5 protein-coding genes and 1 pseudogene are annotated in these 4,890 nt (G+C 69.6%); 3 read left to right on the top strand and 3 right to left on the bottom strand.

Features of this window, described 5'->3' with window-relative positions; translation table 11 throughout:
* Positions 1-123 (top strand): annotated as a pseudogene (locus H3O04_RS36415) (transglycosylase SLT domain-containing protein); the annotation flags it as partial.
* Positions 124-266: 143 nt separating this feature from the next.
* Here H3O04_RS36415 and H3O04_RS33900 read toward each other — a convergent pair.
* Positions 267-602 (bottom strand): hypothetical protein, encoded by a 336-nt coding sequence (locus H3O04_RS33900; RefSeq protein WP_054927598.1) that lies wholly within the window; start codon positions 600-602, stop codon positions 267-269.
* 272 nt (positions 603-874) lie between these two features.
* Complete coding sequence (locus H3O04_RS33895; RefSeq protein WP_202589352.1) at positions 875-1,621, bottom strand: MipA/OmpV family protein; 747 nt, start codon at positions 1,619-1,621, stop codon at positions 875-877.
* A 245-nt stretch (positions 1,622-1,866) separates the two neighbouring features.
* Here H3O04_RS33895 and H3O04_RS33890 point away from each other — a divergent pair, with 245 nt between their 5' ends.
* Both H3O04_RS33890 and H3O04_RS33885 read left to right on the top strand, forming a co-directional pair.
* Positions 1,867-2,592: a response regulator gene (locus H3O04_RS33890; protein ID WP_011545135.1), complete on the top strand. Its 726-nt coding sequence runs from the start codon at positions 1,867-1,869 to the stop codon at positions 2,590-2,592.
* The gene (locus H3O04_RS33885; protein WP_011694270.1) at positions 2,593-3,978 is read left to right on the top strand and encodes an ATP-binding protein; all 1,386 of its coding nucleotides are present in this window, start codon (positions 2,593-2,595) and stop codon (positions 3,976-3,978) included.
* Between the two features lie 46 nt (positions 3,979-4,024).
* On the opposite strand, the gene H3O04_RS33880 is transcribed toward H3O04_RS33885, so the two are convergent.
* The coding region (locus H3O04_RS33880; RefSeq protein WP_202589351.1) for a FecCD family ABC transporter permease at positions 4,025-4,890 on the bottom strand (866 nt) is incomplete at its 5' end.

The raw sequence follows: 4,890 nt of genomic DNA, 5'->3' as shown, positions 1-4,890 counted from the left end.
CCCGCCACGCTGCCGACGGCCATCACGTCGAACACGCCGCCACCCGCGCCGGCTCAAGCACCGGCTGCGGCCGCTCAGCCGTCGCGCGCCAGCGCCGACGCGCTGTGGTACATCTCGAAGTAACGCGTGTCCGATCGCACGCGTATCGCGGCGATCCTTTCGATGCGGTCAGCGGCAGTTCGGACGCGGCCGCGCCGCGCTTCATGACATACGCGCGCAGATAGCGGGAGGTCGACGATTCCGGTGACGCAATCGTCACACGGCCCTCACCCGCGCCGCACCCAGATCACTTTCCCGTCGCGGATACCGAGATTGCGGCGCTCCTGCCGGTAGTCCATCGTGCCCGGCAACGACTTGCCGTCGCGCTCGAGCACGCGCCACAGGCAGCCGTCGAGCAGCGTGGTCGCATCGGCCTCGGTCTTGCCGACCAGCGCATCGTCCGGTGCGGCGTCCGCCTTGCATGCCTGCGCGGCGCCCGACTGCAGAGGGGGCCTGGCCGCGCCGCCCGCGGTGGCGTTGGGGTGTTTCGTGTCCATGTCCGCACATCCTGCAAAAGTTGCACTCGCAACGAGTGCAACGAGCATCGCGATCGTGTTCTTCATCGGTTTCTCCCTGTCGCGGCCCGGCGGTCCATGTGCGGCACTCGTGCATGGCCGGGCATCGCATGCGTGATCGATTCCGCATGCTGCCGGCCGTTTCCTGACGGAGCCGGCCAGCGCATGGCGGCCTTTCGCGACCCGGCCGAGCCGCCCCGGCGCTCCTGCGTCGCAGGCCCGGCCTGACGCCGAACCCGAGCGCATGTTACCGCACGCGGTTCGCGGCGACGGCGCGACGCCGACGCATCGCGTGCGTCCCCCGCGCCCCCGCAATCCGTTCAGAACTTGTACGTCACGCCCGCGATGCCGTAGTAGTTGCTGCGCGACTGCACGATCGGGCTGTCGCCGGCGCGGCCGAGCAGCCGCGTCACGCCGCCGGTCGCGAGCACCGACCAGTGCCGCGACAGCGTCCAGTTCCACGCGACCGCCATCGATGCGCTGTCGATCCCGCCGCTCACCGAATACGGCCGGAACCGGCTCGTCATCGACTGTGCGTCGGTCACGCCGTAGAAGGTCTGCATGTAGCGTCCCGAGCCCGCGTGCACGGTGCCCGTCACGATGATCTCGTGCTGCGACGTCTTGAGCACCGGCACCGCGAGATCCACGTGCCCCGACACGCCGCGCGACGTGCGCGTCACTGGAGTATCGATCGTGACGCTCAGCTCCGCCGCATCGAAGAGCGTCACGCCGGCACGCACGCCGACCAGCACCGAGCCCGGAATCCGCCCCATTCCCTTCAGATAGTCGGAGCCCGGCAGGTCGAAGCGGTTCTCGTCCGCGCGGCCCGCGTCGTAGCTCACCGCCGCCGACACGAACGCCCCGTGCGGCAGGTCCAGCCGGTAGCCGGCCCCCTCCGTGCTGTCGACGAAGAAGCCATTGCCGAACTTCGCGGAAAACGACGGCGCAACCACGCCGCGATACTGTTTGCTGCCCTGGTAGCGCGGTGCGAACCCGCCGCCGAGCGACAACGAATACTGGTTTTCCGCGTGGGCAGCGGCGGCGAGGGTCAGGCCGGCGAGCGGCATGCAATAGCGGTAACGGCGAAGTAATGGGCGCACAATATTGAGATAAGGGTGACGAAGCCCGCAGTCTAGGTGCCACCCCGCGCCGAGACTGTCCTGAATGTGCGGCGAATCTGTGCGCAATTGTGTTCGATTGTTGGAGATTGTCGCCCCGCTGCCCCGGCGGTCCATCGGCCGGATAGAATTCGCGTGCCGCGCCGCGTACCAGTCTGCCGGGTGGGAGATGGCGCGTGCATCCCGAGGAGTCCATGAACGAAGTTCCACTCAAATACCGTGTGCTGCTGATCGAGGACGACGATCGCCTCGCGCAGCTCGTCCGCGAATACCTCGACGGCTATGAATTCGCGGTGACGGTCGTGCGGCGCGGCGATCTCGCCGTCGCGGCGGTGCGCGAGCACCAGCCGGCCCTCGTGATCCTCGACCTGATGCTGCCGAATCTCGACGGCATGGAAGTCTGCCGGCGCATCCGCGCGTTCACCAACGTCCCGGTGCTGATCCTGACCGCGCGGGCAGACGTGTACGACCAGGTCGCCGGGCTCGAGACGGGCGCCGACGACTACGTGACGAAGCCGATCGAGCCGCGCGTGCTCGTCGCCCGCGCCCGCGCGCTGTTGCGCCGCGCGCAGCCGGCCGCGGCGGAAGCACCCGCGGTCGCGCCCGACGCGCTCGTCTTCGGCGAGCTCGCCATTTCGCCGCCGAACCGCACCGTCACGTGGCGCGGCGAGCCGGTCGAGCTGAAGACCGCCGAATTCAACCTGCTGCTGATCCTCGCGCGCGCGGCCGGCACCGTGCTGAGCCGCGACGACATCCTGAAGCAGTTGCGCGGGATCGAATTCGACGGGCTCGACCGCTCGGTCGATTCCGGCATCTCGAAGCTGCGCCGCCGCTTCGAGGATGCGTCATCGGAGCCGCACAAGATCAAGACGATCTGGGGTCGCGGCTACCTGTTCAGCCCTTCTGCGTGGGACGAGTAAATGCTGCGCCCGTTGCTCCGGTTGTACCTCGTCGTGATCCTGTTCGTCGGTGCGTCGATCATCTTCATCCAGCTGTCGTTCGACCGGATCTTCTATGAACGCGGCGCGCAGGCGCAGCGTGATTCGCTGACGACCTATTCGTTCGTGCTGAACGACTACCTCGAACGCCATCCGGGCGCGCAGCGCGAGCTGGCATTGCGCGAACTCGCGCTGCATGGCCGCGAAGGGTTCGGCTTCATGTCGATGGCCGACGCGCGTGCGCAACTGAGCGGCGCGCCGTTGCGCGATCTCGATGCCGGCAGGATCGCGATCAGCTACAACGGCAAGGATTACTACATGCCGCTCGCGGACGGCTCGGTGCTGCATGCCCGCCCGATCGAGGCGCCCGACCTCGACATCCGGATCTATGCGTACATGCTGCTCGCGCTCGCGACGCTGTTCGCGGTGGTGCTGTGGATTCACTATCACTGGCGCGACATTCGCCGGCTGCAGGATGCCGCGCGCGCGTTCGGCGCCGGAATGCTGTCGACGCGCGTGAAGCTGTCGGGCAAGTCGAACATCTACGAGCTGTCGCAGCAGTTCAACGACATGGCCGCGCGCATCGAGGCGTCGATCAAGCAGCAGCGCGAAATGATGCACGGCATCTCGCATGAACTGAAAACGCCGCTCGCCCGGCTCGAATTCGGGCTCGCGTTGCTCGCCGACGCCGACGAGACGGGCCGGATGCGCGAGCGCCGCGACGCGCTGCGACGCGACGTGCGCGAACTCGACGAGCTCGTCACCGAGTTGCTGACGATCGGCCGGCTCGAACAGGGTGCGAGCGAGCTCGCGCCGATGGAAGTCGTCGTCGATGCGCTGATCGACAGCGTCGCCGGCAACGTCGCGGACGACATCGCCGATCGCGGCATCGCGCTCGACGTGTCGACGTTCGACGCGCCCGCGACCCACGTCTGCGATCCGAAGCTCGTCGCCCGCGCGCTGCTGAACCTGATTCGCAACGGCGCCCGCTATGCGTCGCGCAAGGTCGTGCTGGCCGCGACCCGCGACCCGTCCGGCGCGCTCGTGCTGAGCGTCGACGACGATGGCCCCGGCATTCCGGCCGCCGAACGCGCCCGCGTGTTCGAGCCGTTCCAGCGGCTGGATTCGAGCCGCGACCGTCAGACCGGCGGTTTCGGGCTCGGGCTCGCGATCGTGCGGCGCGTCGCGCAGGTGCACGGCGGCGACGTGCGGCTCGAGGATTCGCCGCTCGGCGGCGCGCGCTTCGTGATCACGCTGCCCGTGCGTGCGCTGCCGGACAGTCTGTTCGACGTCGCGCAGCACGTGGAAAGCACGCATGCCGATGCGCGCCGCCGCAGCGGCACGGGCACGGTCGTCCCGCTTCGATGAAAACGGCGGCGGGCGGCTACCCGCCCCCGCGTGACCGTGCCTTCGCTCAGCGCCGGCGCAACAGCGCGACGAAGAACAGGCTGCCGAACAGCGCGGTCACGATGCCGATCGGCAGGTCCTCCGGCGCCGCGAGCGTGCGCGCGGCGACATCGGCCCACACGAGCAGGATCGCGCCGGCCAGCGCGGCGACCGGCAGCAGCCGGCCGTGCTCCGCGCCGACGACGCGACGGCACAGATGCGGCGTCACGAGCCCGACGAAGCCGATCGCGCCGCTCACCGCGACCATCGCGCCCGTCGCGAACGACGCGACGACGAACACCTCGCGCCGCATCCGCGCGCTCGGCACGCCGAGCGACGCGGCGGCGACGTCGCCCGACATCAGCGCATTCAGTTCGCGTCGGCGCGCATGGAGCGCGCCGCCGGCGAGCACCGCGCATACGGCCGGCACCGGCAGCAGGTCCCAGCGCGCGAGCCCGACGCCGCCGAGCATCCAGAACAGCACCGACGACGCGGCGCGCTGGTCGCCGAGATACAGCAGCAGGTTGCCGAACGCGGCCATCATGAACGACACCGACACACCCGCGAGCAGCAGCCGGTCCGATTCGAGCCGGCCGCTCCGGTAAGCGAGCGCGACCACGCACGCGGTCGCCGCGAGCGCCCCTGCAAACGCGGCGGCCGACAGCGTGAACGGACCGAACTCCGCGCCGGCCACCACCGTCACCGCGATCGCGCCGAGCATTGCGCCCGCGCTCACGCCGAGCAGGTGCGGATCGGCCAGGCGGTTCGCGGTCGCCGCCTGCAACGCGACACCGACCGTCGCCAGCGTCGCGCCGACGAGCGCGGCCAGCAGCGCACGCGGCATCCGGATCAACCACACGATGCTGTCGTCGCCCGGCGCCGCCGCAAACGCAT

Source organism: Burkholderia sp. KCJ3K979 (assembly GCF_016759955.1).
Classification (GTDB): Bacteria; Pseudomonadota; Gammaproteobacteria; order Burkholderiales; family Burkholderiaceae; genus Burkholderia; species Burkholderia orbicola.
The sequence above is the reverse complement of the archived record's forward strand: the minus strand, read 5'-3'. Positions and strand labels throughout refer to the sequence as shown.